21 protein-coding genes are annotated in these 21,465 nt (G+C 56.8%); 9 read left to right on the top strand and 12 right to left on the bottom strand.

Annotation, left to right across the window (positions count from 1 at the left end):
* Positions 1–81: 81 nt before the first annotated feature.
* The 5 genes from ACFPDR_RS02495 to ACFPDR_RS02475 form a co-directional block, all read right to left on the bottom strand.
* Positions 82–1,071, bottom strand: a complete 990-nt coding sequence (locus ACFPDR_RS02495) for a Bug family tripartite tricarboxylate transporter substrate binding protein (protein ID WP_026484425.1) — start codon at positions 1,069–1,071, stop codon at positions 82–84.
* A 71-nt stretch (positions 1,072–1,142) separates the two neighbouring features.
* On the bottom strand, positions 1,143–1,880 hold the full coding sequence (locus tag ACFPDR_RS02490) for an amino acid ABC transporter ATP-binding protein (protein WP_060186656.1): 738 nt from the start codon (positions 1,878–1,880) through the stop codon (positions 1,143–1,145).
* Between the two features lie 60 nt (positions 1,881–1,940).
* A complete protein-coding gene (locus tag ACFPDR_RS02485; RefSeq protein ID WP_009460546.1) occupies positions 1,941–3,035 on the bottom strand; it encodes an amino acid ABC transporter permease in 1,095 nt (364 codons plus the stop codon).
* The gene (locus tag ACFPDR_RS02480; RefSeq protein ID WP_022983606.1) at positions 3,036–4,223 is read right to left on the bottom strand and encodes an amino acid ABC transporter permease; all 1,188 of its coding nucleotides are present in this window, start codon (positions 4,221–4,223) and stop codon (positions 3,036–3,038) included.
* 98 nt (positions 4,224–4,321) lie between these two features.
* Positions 4,322–5,338, bottom strand: coding sequence for an amino acid ABC transporter substrate-binding protein (locus tag ACFPDR_RS02475; protein ID WP_035270417.1), 1,017 nt, complete (start codon positions 5,336–5,338; stop codon positions 4,322–4,324).
* 220 nt (positions 5,339–5,558) lie between these two features.
* Here ACFPDR_RS02475 and ACFPDR_RS02470 point away from each other — a divergent pair, with 220 nt between their 5' ends.
* Genes ACFPDR_RS02470 through mutY form a run of 3 tightly spaced genes read left to right on the top strand, consistent with a single transcriptional unit; the run spans position 5,559 to position 8,226 of the window.
* Positions 5,559–6,230 carry a cell division ATP-binding protein FtsE gene (locus tag ACFPDR_RS02470; RefSeq protein ID WP_009460544.1) on the top strand — a complete coding sequence of 224 codons (672 nt, stop codon included), beginning with the start codon at positions 5,559–5,561 and terminating at the stop codon, positions 6,228–6,230.
* The gene (locus ACFPDR_RS02465) at positions 6,227–7,135 is read left to right on the top strand and encodes a cell division protein FtsX (protein ID WP_009460542.1); all 909 of its coding nucleotides are present in this window, start codon (positions 6,227–6,229) and stop codon (positions 7,133–7,135) included. The genes ACFPDR_RS02470 and ACFPDR_RS02465 overlap by 4 nt, the downstream gene beginning before the upstream one ends.
* Positions 7,135–8,226, top strand: a complete 1,092-nt coding sequence (gene mutY / locus ACFPDR_RS02460) for an A/G-specific adenine glycosylase (protein ID WP_060186653.1) — start codon at positions 7,135–7,137, stop codon at positions 8,224–8,226. Before ACFPDR_RS02465 ends, mutY begins: the two co-directional genes overlap by 1 nt.
* Before the next feature lie 37 nt (positions 8,227–8,263).
* Here mutY and rodA read toward each other — a convergent pair whose 3' ends face one another.
* From rodA to ACFPDR_RS02435, 5 genes are all read right to left on the bottom strand, one after another.
* On the bottom strand, positions 8,264–9,406 hold the full coding sequence (rodA, locus tag ACFPDR_RS02455) for a rod shape-determining protein RodA (protein ID WP_009460538.1): 1,143 nt from the start codon (positions 9,404–9,406) through the stop codon (positions 8,264–8,266).
* On the bottom strand, positions 9,403–11,262 hold the full coding sequence (mrdA, locus tag ACFPDR_RS02450; RefSeq protein ID WP_376910439.1) for a penicillin-binding protein 2: 1,860 nt from the start codon (positions 11,260–11,262) through the stop codon (positions 9,403–9,405). Before mrdA ends, rodA begins: the two co-directional genes overlap by 4 nt.
* 14 nt (positions 11,263–11,276) lie before the next feature.
* Positions 11,277–11,858, bottom strand: coding sequence for a rod shape-determining protein MreD (gene mreD / locus ACFPDR_RS02445; RefSeq protein ID WP_080748006.1), 582 nt, complete (start codon positions 11,856–11,858; stop codon positions 11,277–11,279).
* Positions 11,842–12,723 (bottom strand): rod shape-determining protein MreC, encoded by an 882-nt coding sequence (mreC, locus tag ACFPDR_RS02440; protein WP_009460381.1) that lies wholly within the window; start codon positions 12,721–12,723, stop codon positions 11,842–11,844. Before mreC ends, mreD begins: the two co-directional genes overlap by 17 nt.
* Before the next feature lie 61 nt (positions 12,724–12,784).
* Positions 12,785–13,828 (bottom strand): rod shape-determining protein, encoded by a 1,044-nt coding sequence (locus ACFPDR_RS02435; RefSeq protein ID WP_003801946.1) that lies wholly within the window; start codon positions 13,826–13,828, stop codon positions 12,785–12,787.
* A gap of 270 nt (positions 13,829–14,098) precedes the next feature.
* Between ACFPDR_RS02435 and gatC the strand changes: the two genes are divergently transcribed.
* From gatC to gatB, 3 genes are read left to right on the top strand one after another with little or no spacing between them, the layout of a single operon-like run.
* Positions 14,099–14,407, top strand: coding sequence for an Asp-tRNA(Asn)/Glu-tRNA(Gln) amidotransferase subunit GatC (gene gatC, locus ACFPDR_RS02430; protein WP_003801948.1), 309 nt, complete (start codon positions 14,099–14,101; stop codon positions 14,405–14,407).
* 9 nt (positions 14,408–14,416) lie between these two features.
* Positions 14,417–15,937, top strand: a complete 1,521-nt coding sequence (gene gatA / locus ACFPDR_RS02425; protein WP_035270405.1) for an Asp-tRNA(Asn)/Glu-tRNA(Gln) amidotransferase subunit GatA — start codon at positions 14,417–14,419, stop codon at positions 15,935–15,937.
* Positions 15,937–17,400: an Asp-tRNA(Asn)/Glu-tRNA(Gln) amidotransferase subunit GatB gene (gene gatB, locus ACFPDR_RS02420; RefSeq protein ID WP_376910432.1), complete on the top strand. Its 1,464-nt coding sequence runs from the start codon at positions 15,937–15,939 to the stop codon at positions 17,398–17,400. The genes gatA and gatB overlap by 1 nt, the downstream gene beginning before the upstream one ends.
* Positions 17,401–17,491: 91 nt before the next feature.
* Here gatB and pyrE read toward each other — a convergent pair whose 3' ends face one another.
* Both pyrE and ACFPDR_RS02410 read right to left on the bottom strand, forming a co-directional pair.
* Entirely contained in the window at positions 17,492–18,166 is a 675-nt protein-coding gene (gene pyrE / locus ACFPDR_RS02415) for an orotate phosphoribosyltransferase (protein ID WP_009460379.1), read from the bottom strand.
* Between the two features lie 53 nt (positions 18,167–18,219).
* Positions 18,220–19,110: a LysR family transcriptional regulator gene (locus tag ACFPDR_RS02410; RefSeq protein ID WP_371478142.1), complete on the bottom strand. Its 891-nt coding sequence runs from the start codon at positions 19,108–19,110 to the stop codon at positions 18,220–18,222.
* Positions 19,111–19,329: 219 nt separating this feature from the next.
* On the opposite strand from ACFPDR_RS02410, the gene ACFPDR_RS02405 reads away from it, so the two are divergent.
* From ACFPDR_RS02405 to ACFPDR_RS02395, 3 genes are all read left to right on the top strand, one after another.
* Entirely contained in the window at positions 19,330–19,731 is a 402-nt protein-coding gene (locus tag ACFPDR_RS02405) for a DoxX family protein (protein WP_026484436.1), read from the top strand.
* A 56-nt stretch (positions 19,732–19,787) separates the two neighbouring features.
* Entirely contained in the window at positions 19,788–20,597 is an 810-nt protein-coding gene (locus ACFPDR_RS02400; protein ID WP_035270400.1) for a DODA-type extradiol aromatic ring-opening family dioxygenase, read from the top strand.
* A 72-nt stretch (positions 20,598–20,669) separates the two neighbouring features.
* Positions 20,670–21,464: an exodeoxyribonuclease III gene (locus ACFPDR_RS02395; RefSeq protein ID WP_026484438.1), complete on the top strand. Its 795-nt coding sequence runs from the start codon at positions 20,670–20,672 to the stop codon at positions 21,462–21,464.
* Position 21,465 lies beyond the last annotated feature (1 nt).

Genomic DNA, 21,465 nt, shown 5'->3' with positions numbered 1-21,465 from the left:
CCTTCTTTAACAATTCTTGATCTTGCCAGCGACCACACAAACTGCAGTCACTGATTGCCTGGGGGCTAAGTACTTGAAAGCTTAGAACAACTCGGCACCCGAGTCGGCAACGACTTCTTTGTACTTCTTCAGATCATTGCTGACAAGCTCGCTGAATTCAGCCATGGTACCAGGCTGCACATCCGAGCCCATGGTAGCCAGTGCTTCACGCACGGCCGGGTCCATCAAAGCCTTGGAGTAAGCGGCATGCAGCTTGTCCAGCACAGGCTGTGGTGTACCGCCCGTAGCGAACACTCCAAACCAGGTGCCCAGATCAAAAGGCTTCACGCCAGCCTGCTCCATGGTGGGAACATCAGGCAGGAAGCTGGAACGCTCCAGAGTCGTCACAGCCAGGGCCTTGACGGTATCTGCCTTGATCAACGGCGCTGCCGAAGCCAGGTTATCAAACATGAAATGCACTTGGCCTGCCAGCAAGGCCGTTTTGGCAGGGTTGGCACCGGCGTAAGGCACATGCACGGAATTGATCTCGGCACGGGTGTTCAGGACCTCACCGGCCAGATGACCCGCACTGCCATTACCGCCCGAAGCAAAGTTCATTTGACCGGGATGCTCTTTAGCGTAGCTGATCAGATCCTGCACCGAAGCAATCTTGTTTTGTTCGGCAAACTCTTTGTTCACGATCAGAATGTTAGGCACCGAGGCAACCAGGGCGATAGGCGCAAAGCTCTCGACCGGGTCAAAAGGCACGGTCTTGTACAGCCAGGGGTTGATGGAGTTGATCGCCACCGCCCCCATCATCAGGGTATAGCCGTCCGGAGCGGCCTTGGCCACAATGCTGGCACCGATATTGCCACCCGCACCCGACTTGTTCTCCACCACAACCGTGCCCAGGTCGCCTTTGACGCGTTCAGCCAGCAAGCGAGCCATGCTGTCCAAAGGGCCACCCGGTGGATAAGGCACCACGAACTGGATAGGTTTGGAAGGATAAGCATCCTCCGCCATTACAGCCGGGGCGGCCATGACAGCCGCAACACCAGAGACAGCCAGCAGCCACTTACAGACTCGAAACATCACTTTTTTTCCTTGAAATAAAAATGCATATGGGCTGCACAAGGCAGCCCATACAGAGCAGCCACTGATCCTTAATGAATGATCTGGCTTAAGAACTCACGCGTTCTTTCACTGCGTGGCGAGTCAAAGAACTCATCAGGCGTATTTTGCTCGATGATTTCGCCCTGATCCATAAAAATGACCCGATCAGCCACTTTACGCGCAAAACCCATCTCGTGGGTCACGCACAACATCGTCATGCCGGTATGGGCCAGCTCGACCATCACTTCCAGCACTTCCTTGACCATTTCCGGGTCCAGCGCCGAGGTCGGCTCGTCAAACAGCATGATTTTAGGCTCCATGCACAGGGAACGTGCAATGGCCACGCGCTGTTGCTGTCCGCCAGAGAGCTGTCCGGGATACTTGTTGGCCTGCTCTGGAATACGTACACGCTCCAGATACTTCATGGCCAGCTCCTGAGCCTGGGCCTTGGTCTTGCGACGAACCCACATCGGCCCCAAAGTCAGGTTTTCCATCACGGTCAGGTGAGGAAACAGATTGAAGTGCTGAAACACCATGCCCACGTCACGCCGAATAGCCTCGACCTGACGCACATCGTTGGTGAGCTCTTCACCGGACACAATGATCTGCCCTTTCTGATGCTCTTCCAGGCGATTAATGCAGCGGATCAGGGTGGACTTGCCCGAACCCGAAGGCCCACAAATAACGATGCGCTCGCCGGGGGCCACATCCAGATTGATATCGCGCAGCACATGGAACTGCCCGTACCATTTATTGACGTTCTTTAGCTGAATAATGGCGTCTGCCATGCAAAACTCCTTGTCTGGCCAGCAAAGCAATAGGTCTTAACCAAGGCTTTGCTACCTGTGTCAGCGTTCATAACCCGTTTGCAAACGTCGCTCCAGCGAACGACTGTAGCGAGAGATGGAGTAGCAGAACACAAAATAAATCAGTGCGATGAACAGATAGGCTTCCCGGCTAAAGCCGCGCCAGGCCGCATCGGCCAGGGCCACTTTGGCCGCCTGGGTCAAATCGAAAATACCGATAATCACGACCAGGGAGGTGTCCTTGAACAGGGAAATGAAAATGCCTACCAGTGGCGGGATCACGATCTTGAGCGCCTGCGGCAAGATGATCTGACGCATGGTGCGCCAGTAGCTCAAGCCCAGCGAAGCCGCGCCTTCATACTGTCCCTTGGGAATGGCCTGCAAGCCGCCCCGCACGGTTTCCGCGATGTACGCCGCCGCAAACAAAATGATGGCGATCTGAGCACGCAGCAGCTTGTCGATGTTAAAGCCCTCGGGCATGAACAAAGGCAGCATTACCGAGGACATGAACAGCAGGCTGATCAGCGGCACGCCACGAATCAGTTCGATGTAAACCACGCACACTGCCTTGACGGCCGGCAAGCGCGAGGTACGTCCCAAAGCCAGCAACAAGCCCAAAGGAAAGGCGAACGCGATGCCGAAGGTAGCCAGAATCAAGGTCAGCGGCAAACCGCCCCACAGGCTGTTTTCCACATAGCTCAGGCCCAGCACACCGCCCCACATCAAAATACCCACGACAGTCAGGCCGACCAGCCACATCACAGGCAGCCAGGGTTTCCAGAACCAACGCACGCAGCTGCACACGATCAGCAAGGTCAGCAGGATGGAGGCCAACAAGGGTCGCCATTGCTCGTCATAGGGATAGATGCCAAACAGGATCAGACGGTGCTTTTCACGAATGAAAGCCCAGCACGCACCCGCACTGGCCCGACAATCCTGCGCGGTTTGCGCATCGAAATTGGCCTTGATAAACAGCCAATCGATCATGGCTGGCACAGTCATCAAAAGCAGCCAGGCCGACAACACCGTCAAAATGGCGTTCAAGGGAGAGGAAAACAGGTTCTGGCGCAGCCAGCCCAGGGTGCCCCGCTGCAGTGGCGGTGGCCCGCTTACGGTGGATGTAGGCGTATGACTCATTTAGCGCTCCACCAAAGCAATTCGGTTGTTGTACCAGTTCATGAAGATCGAGATCGACAAGCTGACCGTCAGGTAAGCCGCCATGATGATCAAAATGCCTTCAATCGCCTGCCCTGTCTGGTTCAAGGTGGTGTTCACCACAGACACAATATCGGGGTAGCCAATAGCCACGGCCAAGGAACTGTTTTTAGTCAGGTTCAAGTACTGGCTGGTCATGGGAGGCACAATCACGCGCAGAGCCTGGGGCAGAACCACCAGACGCATCATGCGGCCACGGGACAGACCCAGTGCCTGCGCCGCTTCCCATTGTCCTTTGCCCACGGCCTGAATACCGGAACGCACCACTTCCGCCACAAAGGCCGAGGTATAGGTGATCAAACCGGCCAGCAAGGCGGCAAACTCAGGCGATAAGGTCACGCCCCCGACAAAGTTGAAACCTTGCAGACGGGGCACATCCAGCGCCAAGGGTTCGGGGCTGATCAGCAAGGCCAGAACCGGCATCAGAACCAGCAGCAAAATGCCAAAGCGAATGGTGGGGAAAGGACGGCCCGTTTTTTCCAGACGACGACGCGCCCAGTGCGCCATCAAGACCCACAGCACCACCGCCAGGCCCAGACCCATGAAGATCCAGTCCATACCATCGCCCTGGAGGGTGGGCAGCTTCAAACCACGATTCGATAAAAATACGCCGCCCAGCGGATTCAAAGCCTGCCGCGGTCCGGGCAAGGTCTCGGTAATCAGGGCGTACCAGAAGAACAGTTGCAGCAGCAAAGGCACGTTACGCATCACTTCCACGTACAAGCCCGCCAGCCGGGAGACCAGCCAGTTCTTGGACAAGCGTGCAATGCCCAGCAAGGTACCAAACACGGTGGCAGCAATAATGCCGATCACCGCCACCTTCAGCGTATTGACCAGACCGACCAGAATGGCCCGCCCATAAGTATCCGAGGGCTTATAAGCCAGCGCCGACTCGCCAATGGCAAAGCCAGCCTCTCGATTCAGGAAATCAAAGCCTGTAGAAATATTGCGAACAGCCAGGTTGTGCAAGGTATTGGAGACCAGATACCACACACAAAAGCCAAGCACACCCAAAATCAGCACCTGGTAAATAATGCCGCGTGTGAACGGATCATTCCAGGACAGGCGCCGTTTAGGGGGGGCTGGCGCGGCAGGTGTATTTTGTGCCATAGCGTAAAACCCATGGATGCAGCACTACGCGTAGCCCTGCGAGGTGGCGCGCGTCTGGCCGAAGCCAGACGCAAGAACAAACAGCGAAGACCGAAATCTTAACGCACTGGCCAGCCGTACATCACACCACCGTCACGCCATTGCGCATTCAAACCGCGCTCTAGCTTCAAGGCGGTCGATTTACCCAGATTGCGCTCGAAGCTTTCGCCGTAGTTGCCGACCTGTTTAATTATGTTGTAGGCCCACTTGTTATCCAGCTTCAGACCTTTGCCCAGCTCGCCGGACACGCCCAGAATGCGCTGAATGTTCGGGTTATCGCTCTTGGTCTTTTCATCCACGTTCGCGCTGGTAATGCCATATTCTTCGGCTTCCAGCATGGCGTTCAGAGTCCAGCGCACCAGGGTGAACCAGTCCTCGTCGCCCTGACGCACGAATGGGCCCAGCGGCTCTTTGGAGAAATCCTCGGGCAGGATGTCGAACTCATCCGGCGTAGCCTGGGCGGCACGCATGGCTGCCAGCTGGGATTTATCGCTAGTAAAGCCGTCGCAACGACCGGAGGTAAAGGAGCGCATGGCTTCTTCAGGGTTGTTGATCACCACAGGGTTGAACTTGATCCCCTGACCACGGAACCAGTCCGCCAGGTTCAGCTCGGTCGTGGTGCCGGGCTGTACGCACACAGCGGCCCCATCCAGCTCTTTAGCGCTTTTCACGCCCAGGGATTTTTTCACCATCACGCCCTGGCTGTCATAGTAGTTAATGCCAGTGCTGACCAAACCCAAAGTTGTGTCGCGAGAGATCGTCGCGGTGGTATTACGGGTCAGCACATCGACTTCACCCGATTGCAGGGCGGTAAAGCGCTGCTGAGTGGTCAAAGGCGTAACCTTGTATTTTTTGGCATCCCCAAAAACAGCAGCGGCGATCGCACTGCACATGTCCACGTCAATGCCGGACCAGACACCCTTACTGTCTGCCAGCGAGAATCCTGCAATACCGGTTGAGACACCGCACTGAACAAAGCCTTTCTTCTTCACCGAGTCCAGGGTTTCACCTGCCTGTGCATTAGCGGCCAAGGCCATCAACGCAACACTACATGCAATGGTTTTCACTAAGGTCATGGAATATCACCTCCTGTTTACTTTTGGTAAATGGATGCAGATTACAATTGCAGCTAAGCTGTGGTGTCCAATCGTAGAGCCAGACTGTCCAAACACAAATCGGGGGTTTCCCTCTAACAATCTGACTAATACTTTTACCTACGCCGACATTTTCATGCGAGCCCCGGCGGTCATTCCCCAGGGGCTTTCCAAGCAGATTCCTCTTTAATTGTGCGTCGCGATGATCGAGTTCCAACACGTTTTTAAATCGTATGGCCGCAGTAAAAATATTCTAGCCGACATTAATTTTCGCATTGATGACGGCGAATTCATTTTTGTGTCCGGCCCCTCTGGAGCAGGTAAATCCACTTTATTGCGTCTGATCGGAGGCCTGGAGCTGCCTAGCCGTGGTTCTGTCCAGGTCAATGGACACAGGCTGGACAAGCTGCCGGCCCGCGCACGACCGTATTTGCGACGCGCCGTAGGCGTGGTTTTACAAGATACGCACTTGCTGCAAGATCGCAGCGCCCTGGCCAATGTACTCCTGCCCCTGGCCGTCATGGGTCTGGAGCCCAGCACGGCACAGGCACGTGCCCGCGCCGCCATGGAAAAAGTGGGCCTGCGTGGCAAAGAAGATTTAAAGCCGGTGGAAATGTCGGGGGGTGAACAACAACGGCTGGCGATTGCCCGCGCTATTGTGAATCGCCCGGCTATTTTGATTGCCGACGAACCCACTGCCAATTTGGACGCTGATAACGCCAAACGCATCATGGATGTATTGATGGACTTTAACCGGGTGGGTGTCACCACCTTAATTGCTTCGCACGATCTGAATTTGATGGCACGCTATGCACGTCGAACCCTGCTGATTCAGGACGGCCGTTTTTCCGATCACCCAGGAGTGCTGGCATGAGAACCTGGCTGCGTCATCATCAATACGCCTTTCTGGTGGCCCTGCGCCGCCTGAAAGTGCAACCCTTCTCCTCCCTGTCCAACCTGCTGGTCATTGCCTTGACCCTGGCTGTACCCGTTCTGGGAGCCAGTATCTTGCTGGCCGCTCAACCTGTCGTGCGCGAGATTCCGACCTCGCCCGAAATGACCGTGTTCATGAAGCAGAACAGCACGCTGGAACAGGCGCAAGCCTTCAGTCAGGCTGTGGGCAAAGAGTTTCAAACTGAACTGGCCCAGATCAGGCTGGTCAGCAAGGAGCAGGCGCTTAAACAATTGCAGAGTAATCCCAGTTGGACAGACGCCTTGGGCGCTTTGCCCAGCAACCCCTTGCCACACGCCATTGTGCTGACTCTGCATGAAACCCCGGACTTGGTGACGCGTGCCGACTCCCTGGCCAAGACCTTGCAAGGCCGCGAAGGCGTGGATAGTGTGCTGCTGGATAGCGAATGGGTGCAGCGTCTGGCTGCGATTCTGAGCTTCATCCGTATTGGCTTATGGATTCTGATGGCAGGCGTGGGCGTAGTCGTGATTGCCACTGTGTTCAATACCGTCCGTCTGCAAGCCCTGAACCAACGTGAAGAAATTGCCGTGGCCCGTCTGGTCGGCGCCACCGAAGCCTTTGTACGCCGCCCCTTCCTGTATATGGGCGCGCTAACTGGCCTGACGGCCAGCGCTCTGGCATGCGGTCTGGCCTTGCTGGCACTGACCCCGCTGAACAAAGCTTTATCCAGTCTGGCCCAAAGCTATGGCGTCCAGTTGACGCTCCGGCTGCCGGAATTTTCTCTGTTGCTGACAGCGGCTATTTTGGTCGCCATTTTGGGCGCCCTGGCAGCACGCTGGTCTGTTACCCGTAGTACCCAATATTGATGTCACTTCCTGAACCCTGTCCCCAAGATCTGGCCGAAAAAGTGGTGGCCTGGCAAAAAACCTCCGGCCGCCACCACCTCCCTTGGCAGAACACGCAAGATCCTTACCGCGTCTGGCTTTCCGAAATCATGTTGCAGCAAACCCAGGTCGCTACCGTACTGGGTTATTACGAGCGTTTTCTGGAACGCTTCCCCACCGTCAAGGATTTGGCCGAGGCCGAGCAAGATGAAGTCATGCCCTATTGGGCCGGGTTGGGCTACTACGCCCGCGCCCGTAACTTGCACCGCTGTGCCCGCGAGGTCATGGAGACATGGGGCGGCCGTTTTCCGGCTAATGCCACAGATCTGGCGACCTTACCCGGCATTGGCCGCTCTACCGCCTGTGCCATCGCCGCCTTCTGTTTTGGCGAACGCAGCCCCATCATGGACGGCAACGTGAAACGCGTGTTCACACGCTACTTCGGGATCTATGGGCCCACGCAGAAAAAGGCCGTGGAAAACACCTTGTGGGCCAAGGCAGATGAGGTCGTGGAACTTGCCCCCGCCAGCCTGGATATGGCGGCCTACACTCAAGGGCTGATGGACCTGGGCTCGCAATGCTGTACCCGCAGCAAGCCCACCTGTAGTCTCTGTCCGCTGCAAAGCGACTGCTACGCCCACACGCATCAGGCACAGTCCGAGCTACCCAGCCCCAAAGAACGCATTCGTCAGGATGAGCGCTATGCACATGTGCTGATTCTGGAACTGAATGGCCAGGTTTTGCTGGAACAACGTCCTGACAAGGGAATTTGGGGTGGTCTGCTCACCCTGCCCCAGTTTGACGATGCCATCAGCCTGCAAACGGCGGCACTGCATTGGTCTAACAAGGAGGCTATTGCGCTGGCCTCTTTCCAGCATGTGTTCTCGCACTTCAAGCTGCACATCACCCCTTGGTTACTGCAAGTCGATGAATCTGTACTGGCCGAGCCAGTGGCAGGCCAGCAATGGCAGGATCATGAAGCACTGGAGCAGACCGCTTTACCTGCGCCCATACGCAAGCTGCTGCTGGGTTTGTACCAGAGCAAGGATAGTGAACAGTTACTGCTAAGCTGATGCCAAGATCCCCGGCCTAATCCGGGGGGAGCGGCGCCTATGCAGGCCGCGCTGGCTTATCGTTGCTGATGCTCATCAGCATCCCGCAGGCGACACCCAAGGTCATCAAGGCCGTACCGCCATAGCTCAGGAACGGCAAAGGCACGCCCACCACGGGCAGAATTCCCGTCACCATGCCTATGTTCACGAACACATAAACGAACAGCATCATGGACATGGAACCGGCCAGCAGACGGCTGAATTGGGTGTGAGCCACAGCAGCAATCGACAAACCGCGCAGGATCAACAAGGCGTACAGCACCAGCAGCATGATGCCGCCGTACAAACCGAATTCTTCGGCAAACACTGCAAAAATAAAGTCGGTTGTGCGCTCGGGCACGAAATCCAGATGGGACTGGGTGCCCATCATGTAGCCCTTGCCGTAAACACCACCAGAACCGATCGCAATCATGGACTGGATGGTATGGAACCCTCTGCCCAAACGGTCACTACCGGGGTTCAGCAAGGTGCAGACACGGTGCTTTTGATAGTCGTGCAACACCACCCAATCCAGGTCAGGTACGCAGATATAGTCTTCGTAGTACAGCAAGGCGCTAATGCCCAGCACCAGCACCACCACAATGGGCACGATCAGCTTGAAGGACAGGCCTGCAAAGTAAATCACGCAGAAACCGGCCGCAAACACCAGCAAAGCCGTACCCAAATCCGGCTGACGCACGATCAGCAGGAACGGAATCATCAGCAAGATGCCTGCCACCATGAAGTCCAGCAAGCTCATCTTGGGCCGCTGATAGCGGTGGAAATACCAGGCCAACATCAAGGGCACGGAAATTTTGAGCATTTCCGAGGGCTGAATACGTGCCACCCCCAGGTCCAGCCAGCGCGTTGCGCCCTTGCTGGTTTCGCCAAAGAACTCCACCCCCAAAAGCAACACGACCCCGATCGAATACACCACCGGAGCCAGCTTCATCCACAAGGCAGGCGGAATCAGGGCGGCCAGCCACATCACACTAAAGGCCAACAGGAAATTACGCACCTGATCGGCAAAGCGCCAGTCTGTACCGCCCACAGCGGAATGCATGACGGTCATGCCCAGCGCAGCCATCAGCACCAGCAAAAGCAGCAAAGGCCAATCAAAGGCGGTGACGGCTCTCAGGCCCAGTTGCAAAAGTCGCTTCATTGCATCTGCCCTCGTTCCACCAACCAGTAATCAAAGACCTTGCGCACAATCGGTGCCGCAACCGAACCACCCCAACCTGCGTTTTCCACGATCAGGGCAACAGCAATTTTGGGGTTCTCTGCCGGGGCGTAGGACATGAACAAGGCGTGGTCGCGCAAACGCTCATCAATGGTGTTGGCGTTGTACTTGGCACCGCGCAAGCTAAAGACCTGTGCCGTACCCGTTTTGCCAGCGGCCTGATACGCCGCACCCGCAAAAGCCCGGCGGGCGGTGCCCAAACGCACCACATCCACCAGAGCACGTTTGACCACATCCACATTGGCCTGCTTCAGGGGGATCAGCTTGGCATCTATACGCACGGGCTGTTCAATTTCCGGATCATGGGGGCTGAGTGTCTGGGTGACCAGATGCGGAGGCCGCACAATGCCATTGCTGGCCAACACGGCAGTCGCATGGGCCAGTTGCAGCACAGTAAACGAGTTATAGCCCTGGCCCACGGCCACCGAGATGCTTTCCCCTGCATACCAGCGCTGTTGGGCCGGTTTTTTGTAGGCCTGACGTTTCCATTCGGTAGAGGGCAGAATGCCTTGGCGCTCGCCATCCAGATCAATGCCGGTTTGCTGACCAAAGCCAAACTGCTTCATGAAATCGTGCAGATTATCAACGCCAATTTCCGGGCCTAAAGAGTAGAAGTAAGTATCCGAAGACACCACCAGGGCGCGGTGCATGTCGGTAGAGCCATACACAGCGCCACCCGCGTTACGGAAACGCTGTCCTCCGAACTCAAAGTAACCAGGGTCAGAAATACGGTCTGTTGCCTTGCGCTTGCCAGTTTCCAGAGCCGCCAAGGCCACAAAGGGCTTGTAAGTCGAGCCGATAGGATAGGTGCCGTACAGTGGGCGGTTAATCAGCGGGTGGTCGGGCGAGTCATTCAGCTTGCGCCAGTTCTCTACGTCAATACCGTCAATAAACAGGTTCGGGTCGAAAGACGGGGCCGACACAAAAGCTAGCACTTCGCCAGTGCTGGGCTCGATCGCCACCAGCGCACCGCGTCGTCCTGCAAACAGGGCTTCAGCCATTTTCTGCAGGCCAATGTCCAGCGATAAACGCAAGCTGGCACCCGGTACGGGGTCGACCCGGCTCAAGGTACGTACTGGACGGCCCGAAGCAGCCACTTCCACTTCCTCGATCCCTGTGCGACCGTGCAGGGTCTTTTCCCAGGTTTTCTCGATCCCTTTTTTGCCAATGACCTGCGTGCCACGGTAATTACCGGTTTGCCCGGTTTCTTCCAGGCGCTGCTGATCGCCCTCGGAAATACGGCCCACATAACCCAGCACGTGCGCCGCCGCCTCGCCTTGCGGATATTCGCGCACCCAGCGAGCCTGCAAGGTCACCCCCGGGAACTTGAAAGCATGGGCAGCAAACCAGGCGGCTTCATCATCGCTCAGGTTATTGCGCAACAGAATTTCAGAATATCGACTGTTTTGCGCGACGTTCTGCTTGAATCGACGACGATCACGTGGACTTAGCTCCACCAGCTCGCCGACACGATCCAGCATATCGTCTACCGGCTCGCCCAGACTGGCGGGTACGGCCGACAAGGTGTAGTCCCGGTAATTACGGGCCAGCACCTCGCCATTGCGGTCCAGAATCTCGCCTCGACGAGGGGTAATCGGGATAACAGCAATACGGTTTTGATCGGCTCGGGCGGCAAAGCCTTCGTAGCGCACCACTTGCAAATACCACAAGCGCACGCCCAGCACCCCTAACAGTACGCAGGCCAGAACGGCCGCTACCAAAGCGCGAAACAGGATGCGCTGGCGCAACTGATGCGAAGTTTTTTTGAATTCAAACATGGCCGCCCTACCCGTCAGGACGAACCGGAGTCGGACTCGTCCAGACGTCGCTGCGGCAAGAACAGCACGCTATCGGCCAGCGGCCACAGGGCGGCGGTCAACAAGGCGCCTCCGGCCCACTCCCAGCCAGACCACTCCCCTACCAGCCAAGCGTGCAGAACCCGCACAATCAACTGGGCCAGCAGCATGACAACTGCCATGTGCAAGAAGTGAGTCCACATGCCAAAGTTCAGGATACGCTTGCGTAGCAGCAATGCGCCGTACACGACCAGAATATAGGCCAGGGCATGTTCGCCCAGCAGACTGCCATCGTGCACATCCACCAGAATGCCCACAATAAATGCCAGCGACATGGGAACACGGCGCGGCTCGTGTACAGCCCAGAAGGCCAGCACCAGCATCAACAGATCGGGCGCAAAGGGCAGCAGGCGCCAGGGCAGCATGGAAACCAGCCACATCAGCAGAATCGAGCCCCACACCAACCAGGGACTGGAAGCGCGCGAAAACGGGCTGCTATCAATAGGCTGCAAACTACTCAAGGATGAGGACCGGGTTTTACGGCCAGAGGTGTCCGAGGACTCAGCGCGTCGCATCATTGGCATCGTCCTGTTCAAGAGGGCGCTCGCTCTCGGGCACCAGCAAAATCAGAAAATGGCGGTAACGCTCGGGGTGCGACAAAGGCGTCACCAAGGCCAGCGCAAAACCGGACGCATCATCGCGCTCGATACTGCTGACCATGCCCACCGGCAGACCGGCAGGGAACAAGCCACCGATACCGCTGGTGATCAAGGTATCGTTCGGCTCCAGATCCACATCAGCCGTCAGAAAACGCACTTCCACTTTGCCACCGGGGTTGCCACCGAAGGCAATCAAACGCAGACCATTGCGCAACACCTGTACCGGCACCGAGACTTTATCGTCCGTGATCAGCGCAGCTTCCGAGGTAAAGCGCGTGACGCGCACCACCTGGCCAACCACGCCGCCTTCGTCAATAACCGGCATGCCGGGTCGAATGCCGCTGGCCGAGCCTTTATTGAAGATCAGGTGACGGGCGTACCCATTAGGCGGTTCGTACAGAACCTCTACCGCGACAGACGGTTGGGTAACCGTATCGGCCACTTGCAGCAAACGGCGCAGCTGCTCGTTCTCAGCAGACAGCTGGGCGGCATGGGTAGACAACTGAGCCAGCTCGATACGCTGGCGTTGCAAGGCTTCTTTTTCGGAACGGGCGGTGGAGGCCGCGTCGGTCCAGCTGCTGAAATAAGTAACCAGATCACGAGGGGCCAGCATGACACGCTGAAAGGGATACAGCACAGTGGCCACGGCCTGCCGCACGGGTTCGAGCACAGCATAACGAGCGTCAGTAATCAACAAGCCCACAGCCAGCACCAAAAGAGCGGCCAGACGCAGCTCAGCTGATGAGCCGCGCCTAAATAGCCGGATGGAGCCTTGTTCTCGCATTACTCAAGCACTCGATCGCTTGCCCCCACAGGCAGACACTGCCGTGAAGGCCAAGCAAAGATCAATCGTAAATGAATACGGACTCCAGACGCTCCAGATGTTCCAGAGCCTCACCGCAACCCCGTACCACGCAGGTCAGAGGATCTTCAGCCACCACGACGGGCAAGCCGGTCTCTTCTTGCAGCAGACGGTCCAGGTCATGAACCAGAGCACCACCACCTGTCAGGACGATACCCTTGTCAGTGATGTCCGCACCCAGTTCTGGAGGAGTTTGTTCCAGAGCGGTTTTAACCGCGGAAACGATTTGATTCAAGGGATCGGTAAGCGATTCCAGAATCTCGTTGGACGACACCGTGAAACTGCGTGGCACCCCTTCGGACAAATTACGACCCTTGACTTCAATCTCGCGAATTTCAGTGCCAGGGAATGCGGAACCGATCTCTTTTTTGATCAATTCAGCCGTAGGTTCACCAATTAGCATTCCGTAATTGCGACGGATGTAATTAATAATGGCTTCGTCAAACTTGTCGCCACCGACGCGAACCGATCCTTTATAGACCATACCGCCTAAAGAGATCACTGCCACTTCGGTTGTACCACCACCGATATCCACCACCATGGAGCCGCTGGCATCGGACACGGCCAGGCCTGCACCGATCGCGGCCGCCATGGGCTCTTCAATCAGGTAGACCTTGCTGGCGCCAGCGCCCAGAGCAGATTCTTTGATGGCACGGCGTTCCACCTGGGTGGAGCCGCAAGGCACACACACGATAATGCGTGGGCTGGGAGCAAACATGCTGCGTGGGTGAACCATGCGGATGAACTGCTTGAGCATTTGCTCGGTAACCGTAAAGTCCGCGATCACACCATCCTTCATGGGCCGGATGGCTTCAATATTGCCAGGCACCCGACCCAGCATTTGCTTGGCCTCCTGCCCAACGGCCTGAATGATTTTTTTACCATTAGGTCCACCTTCATGGCGGATGGCTACAACGGACGGTTCATCCAGTACGATACCCTTGCCGCGTACATAGATAAGGGTATTGGCCGTACCGAGGTCGATTGCCATATCGCTGGAAAAGTAACTGCGTAGGAATCCGAACATGGGCGCGCAAAGTGTAAAGTGTTTGGGGAAAAGGCAGGTAAATTCGGCGCGGAACTCAAGCGTAAAACGACAGGCACAAGAACCAGGCAACGAATTCAAAAATACCTGGGAAGGAAACGGTCAATGATAACTTATAATTGCTCTACATTAGGACTGTTTTAATGGTCAGTTAAGTTCTGTAACCCCCGCATTTGCTGTAAAAGTGCCAAACTGTCCCTAACTGACGGATTTCCGCTTTTTTTTATTACTCATTTTCCAGTACCCACCCACATGTCTATCACTGAACAGGATGTTGCCCGTATAGCGCAACTGGCGCGCCTTGATCTTTCTGCTGAACAAGCCTCCCAGGTCGAGCACGATTTGACGCGCATCCTGGGCCTGATCCAGACCTTGCAAACCGTTGATACTCAAGGCGTTGAGCCCATGGCCCACCCTTTGTCCGCCCGCCAGCAGATCAGTCTGCGTCTGCGCGAGGACAAGGCCCTGCCTTCCGGAACGGTAGAAAGCCGCCAGGCCATGATGCGCAACGCCCCCGCCGAGCAGGATGGCCTGTTTCTGGTGCCCACGGTCATCGAATAAAGCAAAACCATGTCTTTTACCCCTGAATTCGCGACTATTGCAGCGCTGCGCCAAGCTCTGCAAAACAAAACCGTCAGTGCCCGCGAGCTGGCCCAGCAAGCCCTGGACAACAGCGCCCGTCAAAAAGAGCTCAATGCCTTCGTGCAGCAGGACGCTGCCCTGACCCTGGCCCAGGCCGATGCCGCTGACGCCCTGATTGCTCAAGGCAAGGCCGGTCCACTGACCGGCATCCCTATCGCCCACAAAGATTTGTTTGTCACCAAGGATTGGCAGACCACCGCCTGCAGCAAAATGCTGGAAGGCTACGTCAGCCCCTTTGACGCCACGGTCGTGACCAAGCTGCAGGCAGCCGGTGCTGTCTCGCTGGGCAAGCTGAACTGTGACGAGTTCGCCATGGGCTCGCGCAACGAAAGCTCGGTGTTTGGCCCCGTGCGCAACCCTTGGGATCACTCCATGGTGCCCGGTGGCTCCTCGGGTGGTTCTGCCGCCGCTGTCGCTGCTGGCCTGGTAGCGGGTGCGACTGCAACCGATACCGGTGGTTCGATTCGCCAGCCTGCCGCCCTGTGTGGTGTCAGCGGCATCAAGCCCACCTACGGCACGATTTCCCGCTTCGGCATTATTGCCTACGGCTCCAGCCTGGATCAGGCCGGCCCTATCGCTCGCAATGCACGCGACTTGCTGGACTTGCTGGAGAACATGTGTGGTTTCGACCCGCAAGACGCCACCAGCCTGGAGTTTTGCGACGACCAGCCCAATAACGGCGCGCGCATTCGTCAGCAATTTGAACAGCAACAGGCTCAACAAGAAGCCCAAGGCAGCCAGCCACTGAAAGGCCTGCGTATTGGTGTGCCCGCCCAGTTCTTTGGCCCCGGCCTGGATCCGGTCGTTGCCGACGCCATTGAAGCCGCCCTGAAAACCTACGAAAGCCTGGGTGCAGAGCGCGTCACCGTGCAACTGCCCCTGACAGAGCTGTCTGTCCCGACTTACTACGTCATCAGCCCCGCTGAGGCCTCCACCAACCTGTCGCGCTTTGACGGCGTACGCTTTGGCCACCGCGCCAGCCAGTACACCGATCTGAACAGCATGATTTCGCGCTCGCGCTCGGAAGGCTTTGGCCCTGAAGTGGTACGCCGCATCCTGGTCGGCACTTATGTGCTCTCGCATGGCTACTACGACGCCTACTATCTGCAAGCCCAACGCGTGCGCCGCATGATTGTGGACGACTTCCAGAAAGTCTTTGAACAGTGCGACCTGATCCTGGGCCCCGTCACACCGGCTCTGGGCCGCAAGCTGGGTGCCACCATCGAGGATCCCACCACCGATTGGCTGGGCGACGTCTACACACTGGGCGTGAGCCTGGCCGGCCTGCCCGCCATGTCCATTCCTTGCGGATTCAGCAAGGATGAGCGCCCCCTGCCTATCGGCCTGCAAATCATTGGCAACTACTTCCGTGAAGGCCAGTTGCTGGCCTTTGCCGACCGCTTCCAGCAAGTCACCGACTGGCATCAACGTCAACCAGGACAACAATAATGGAATGGGAAATTGTGATCGGGCTGGAAACTCATACCCAGCTCTCGACCGAATCCAAAATCTTCTCCAGCAGCAGCACTCGCTTTGGCGCCTTGCCCAACACGCAAGCCAACGAAGTCGATATGGCCTTGCCCGGCGCTCTGCCTGTCTTTAACCGTGGCGCTGCCGAACGGGCAATTCGCCTGGGTCTGGCCGTAGGCGGCCACATTGCGCCGCGCTCCGTGTTCGAGCGCAAGAACTACTTCTACCCGGATCTGCCCAAGAACTACCAGATCAGCCAGATGGAAATTCCTGTCGTCAGCGGCGGTACGGTCAGCTTCATGCTGGACGGTGAAGAAAAAACCATCAATCTGACACGCGCGCACCTGGAAGAGGATGCCGGTAAATCCCTGCATGAAAACTTCCGTGGTCCCTACGGCGAGTCCAGCACCGGGATCGACTTGAACCGCGCAGGCACTCCGCTGCTGGAAATCGTGTCCGAACCTGAAATGCGCTCGGCCGCTGAAGCCGTGGGCTACGCCCGTGCCTTGCACAGCCTGGTGGTTTGGTTGGGCATTTGCGACGGCAATATGCAGGAAGGCTCGTTCCGCGTGGACGCCAACGTGTCGGTACGCCCCAAAGGCCAGAAAGAATTTGGCACCCGTTGCGAACTGAAGAACATCAACTCCTTCCGCTTCCTGGAACGTGCCATTCAATACGAAGCACGCCGCCAGATCGAGCTGATCGAAGACGGTGGCAAAGTCATCCAGGAAACGCGCCTGTACGACTCGGACCGTGATGAGACCCGCAGCATGCGCAGCAAGGAAGACGCACACGATTACCGCTACTTCCCCGATCCTGACCTGCCACCTCTGTTTATCAGTGAAGAGTGGATCGAACAGGTCCGTCAGGACATGCCTGAACTGCCGAAGTCAAAGCAAGTCCGTTTTAAATTAACGTTTGGGCTCAGTGACTACGACGTTCATCAACTAACGGTCAACCGTGCTACAGCCGACTTCTTCGAGCAAACGGTCGCAGCAACCACTCAAACTGAACAAGAGGCCAAGCTGGCCGCCAACTGGATTCTGGGCGAACTGTCGGCTGCCTTGAACCGTGAAGAGCTGAACATTGAGCAGTCCAAAGTCAGCCCAGCACAATTGGCTCAGCTGATTGCCCGTATTGCGGACGGCACCATCTCCAACAAGATTGCCCGTGACGTGTTTGCGGCACAGTGGGATGGCGAACTCAATGGCGATGTGGACGCCATTATCGACGCCCGTGGCCTGAAGCAGATCAATGACGTAGGTGCCATTGAGGCCATGGTGGACGAAGTACTGGCCGCCAACCCCAGCATCGTCGAGCAGCACCGTGCCGGCAAGCCAAAGGCCTTCAACGCCTTGGTCGGTCAGGTGATGAAGGTTGCCAAGGGCAAGGCCAATCCGCAGCAGATCAACGAAATGCTCAAGCAAAAGCTGGACGCCTAAGTCCGGACTCTGCGCTTAGCGGATACAAAAACACCAGGCCTTGGCCTGGTGTTTTTTTTACTGCTGAACTCTGCTTAACAAACGCAGATGATCAGACACCGTAGCGGTCGCGGTAGGCTTTCACTTGAGGAGCATGAGCCGCCAAGGTGGTATCGTCCGCCAGCACCGCCATGATGTCAGCCAAAGAGGCAATGCTGATCACAGGAATACCATAAGTCTGTTCCACTTCCTGCACAGCAGAATGCGCGGACAGTTCCTGATCATTACCGGCGCGCTCCATGCGATCCAGAGCAATCAGCACCGCGGCAGGTTCTGCACCGGCGGCCTTGATGATCTGCATGGATTCACGCACGGACGTACCCGCTGTGATCACGTCATCAATAATCACGACCTTGCCTTGCAAAGGAGCGCCCACCAGGGTGCCGCCTTCGCCGTGGTCTTTGGCTTCCTTGCGGTTGAAAGCAAAAGGCACATCACGCTCACCGATTTGTGGGTGCTCGGCCAAGGCAATTGAGGTTGCTGCAGCCAGAGGAATCCCTTTGTAGGCAGGACCAAACAGCATGTCAAAAGACACGCCCGAATCCAGCAAAGCCTGAGCATAGAAACGGGCCAGCTGACCCACACTACGTCCCGTATTGAACAGGCCGGCATTGAAGAAGTAAGGGCTCAAACGGCCAGACTTGACCTTGAATTCCCCAAAGCGCAGCACTCCCTGTTCCAGGGAAAAGCGCACAAAATTGCGACGATTATCGTTATTAGCCGACATGACAGAGTATGAAAAAGATAGAGACGAAGGGCATTTTAGCGTGATGTGAGCCATCACTTGGCAGGTTCGGCCAGTTCTTCCAGCAAGAAGTCGATAAAACTGCGCACTTTAGGTGTCAAATAGCGACGGCTGGCATAGACGGCATGCAGCTGCTGCAGCTCTTCGGTGTAATCGGGCAACAGGCGAACCAGCCGACCATTCTCCAGATCATCCATCACCAGCCACTCCGGCAAATAGGCCAGCCCTGCTCCACCCAACGCACTGTAATAAGTCAGATTGGTGTTATCCGAACGCATGAAAGGATTCAGGCGCAAGGACTCCGGCCCGTCCGGCCCCAAAAATTCAAAACTGGGCTGCTGTAAATAACTGGGGCTGATAGCCGGCAGACGCATCACCTCCGCACAGTTACGCGGCATGCCGTGCTGGGCCACAAACTCCGGGCTGGCCACCAGATGAAAGGGCGTGGGGCAAATAAGACGTGCAATCTGATGCGGCGCAGGCTCGCGCATCACCCGCAAGGCCAGGTCAAAACCTTCCGCCACTAAATCCACTTTATGATTGCTCAGGCTCATATCCAGAGTCACTTCCGGAAAGCGCGTTTGGTAATCCTGCAACAGCTGCGCCACTTTGCGGTTGGCAAACCATACGGGGGCCGTCACTCTCAACACACCTTGGGGCAGATGCTCAGAACCCGACAATGCCTGCTGTCCGCGCTCCAGGGTATCGAGTGCCTGCAAGCAATAATCAAAGTAGGTTTGCCCCAACTCCGTCAGGCTCAAACGACGGCTGCTGCGATGGAGCAAGCGGGCGCCCAGCTGTTTTTCCAGATTGGCCAAGTGCTTGCTGACCATGGGCGCAGACATATCCAAGCGTTGCGCCGCCGCTGCAAAGCTGCCCGCTGCGACGATTTCCCGGAACACCCGCAAACTCTGAATCGTATCCATGCTTTCCTAATAAGAAAGTAACTAATGAAAATAGGCCTGTTTATTTCCTGATAGTAATTGATTAATCTTGAACGAGCGCTAACCCGGTGCCTGTCTGGGCCTTGAATGGGCGGGACCAGCACCAGGATGTCATCACGTCATGCCTGACACAGAGCTTTTGTCACTACGCCGGGCCAGTGCTTCGTTTACCGATACTGTCAACTTTCCAAAGGAACATACATGAGCGCCCTTACCTCTAGCTGGACTCCTCGCATCCTTAGCCTGCTGCGCATCGTTACAGGCTATCTCCTGCTGACACACGGTACTGCCAAGATCCTGGGTTTCCCCAAAGTAGACATGTTTGCCAACCTGCAAATCAGCTCCATTTACGGCATTGCGGGCATTCTGGAACTGGTTCTGGGTGTCTTGCTGGTGATTGGTCTGTTCTCTCGTTTTGCGGCCTTTATTGCTTCGGGCCTGTGCGCTTTCGCTTACTTTATTGGCCACGCCAGCGGCAGCACCTTCGCAACCCCTATCCTCAATGGCGGTGAGGCGGCAGTTCTGTTCTGCTTTGCCTTCCTGTACCTGGCCTTTGCCGGCCCAGGCCCATGGAGTATTGACGCAGGCCGCGGCAAAGCCTGACGCCTTAACCAACCCCTTATCCCCTGCCCCTATCAGGGCAGGGGCAGGAGATCATCATGACAATGCCCACCTACTTCATCTCGCATGGTGGCGGACCCTGGCCCTGGATGCCTGAAGCGCAAACCATGTACGCCCCGCTGCGTGCTGCCTTGCAGGATATTCCACGCCAATTGGGGCGCACACCCAAAGCGATCTTGATGGTCTCCGCCCACTGGGAAGCTCAACAAGCCAATCTGCTGGTTGCCGCCGCAGCACAACCGAGCATGGTGTACGACTATTACGGCTTTCCGTCCCACACGTACGAGATTCACTACCCGGCACCAGGCGATCCTGCTCTGGCCCAACAGGTCTGTAATTTGCTGGAAGGCGCTGGCCTGCCCACTCATCTGGATTCGCAGCGTGGCTTTGACCACGGTGCATTCGTACCGGCTTATGTGATCTATCCGCAAGCCAAAGTGCCTATGGTGCAACTGTCCATTCACGCGAACTACGACCCGGCCCTGCACTACGCCATGGGCGAGGCGCTTGCGCCTTTGCGAGACGAAGAGGTGCTGATTATTGGCAGCGGTCTGAGCTATCACAACCTGCGCAATATGGGCCCTGGCGGTGTGCAGCCCTCTGCCCAGTTTGATGCCTGGCTGCATCAAAGCCTGAGCCTGGAGGACCCTGCCGCCCGTCGTCAGGCCTTGATGGACTGGGAACAGGCCCCGGCCGCACGTATTGCCCATCCCCGCGAAGATCACCTGGTCCCCCTCATGGTGGCCGCTGGTGCTGCGCGTGGCGACGCAGCGCATCGCTTCCACCACGAAACCCAGGCCTTTGGTGGCTTGACCGTGTCCAGCTACCGCTTCAGCTCAGCGTCGTAACAAGCTCTGACGGCCACTGACATCCAGGCAGGTTACGGGTTAAAGTGCTGACGCTATAAGGAGAATTGCCACGTGTTACGCGTCACCTCGTTAAACGTCAACGGTATTCGGGCCGCCTTTCGTAAAGGCCTGCCCGCCTGGCTGGAAGCCCAGAAACCTCATATTGTCTGCATGCAGGAAATCAAGATCAGCGAGCCTGATCTGACCCCCGATTTGACCAACCCCGGTCAATACCACGGGCATTTCCACCATGCTCAGAAAAAAGGCTATAGCGGTGTAGGCCTGTACCTGAACCACAAGGCAGAAAGCGTGGCCGAAGGCATGGCCTGCGAAGAGTTCGATGCTGAAGGCCGCATTATCCGCGCCGACTGGAACGACCTTAGTGTGATCAGCGCCTACCTGCCCTCGGGTTCATCGGGCGACGAGCGTCAAACCGCCAAGTACCGCTTTCTGGATCATTTTGAGCAATGGATTAATGGCTTGATGCAGGAACACCGCGATACCGGCCGCGAGTTCATCATTTGCGGTGACTGGAATATTGCGCACCACGAAGCCGATTTGAAGAACTGGAAAGGCAATCTGAAAAACAGCGGTTTTCTGCCAGAAGAACGCGCCTGGATGAGCAAAGTGCTGGGCGAACTGGCTTGGGTGGATGTGTACCGCAGCCTGCATCCCGATACCACGGACGAGTGCTACACCTGGTGGAGCAACCGCGGCCAGGCTTGGGCCAAAAATGTGGGGTGGCGCATTGATTATCAAATTGCCACCCCAGGTATTGCTGCCAAGGCGCGCAGTGCAACGGTCTATAAGGAAGAGCGTTTCAGCGACCACGCGCCACTGACGGTTGATTACGACTGGAGCCTGTAAA

The organism is Alcaligenes sp. GCM10023179, assembly GCF_042653705.1.
Classification (GTDB): Bacteria; Pseudomonadota; Gammaproteobacteria; order Burkholderiales; family Burkholderiaceae_B; genus Alcaligenes; species Alcaligenes phenolicus.
Note: the sequence above shows the minus strand (reverse complement) of the source record. Positions and strands in the feature narration are given on the sequence as shown.